This window comes from Pseudoselenomonas ruminis (assembly GCF_008271295.1).
Classification (GTDB): domain Bacteria; phylum Bacillota; class Negativicutes; order Selenomonadales; family Selenomonadaceae; genus Selenomonas_A; species Selenomonas_A ruminis.
Genome location: NZ_VTOY01000051.1, coordinates 1 through 282 on the forward strand (window position 1 = coordinate 1; position 282 = coordinate 282).

Genomic DNA, 282 nt, shown 5'->3' on the forward strand with positions numbered 1-282 from the left:
GTAGCGAACCAAAGATGAAGGAACAAAGTGACGCACAGATTTGTGTGAGTCACTTACTCCGAGCGTAGCGCAAGTGAAGCGAGTGAGTTTCCTTTAAAACCTAAAATGTTCGATACAATATCTTCTGTATAGTTTTGAGTGGACATAGTTCATTCAAAGAAAATCTGGTGACGCTGGCTATGTGGTTCCACCTGTTCCCATACCGAACACAGTAGTTAAGCACATATACGCCGAAAGTACTTGTCTGGAGACGGACTGGGAGGATAGGGAGTTGCCAGTTAA

General features: G+C 44.0%; 1 rRNA gene. It reads left to right on the top strand.

Going from position 1 to position 282, the window contains the following annotated elements:
• Window positions 1–163: 163 nt before the first annotated feature.
• Window positions 164–280 (top strand): 5S ribosomal RNA (gene rrf, locus FZ040_RS13890).
• Window positions 281–282: the final 2 nt, after the last annotated feature.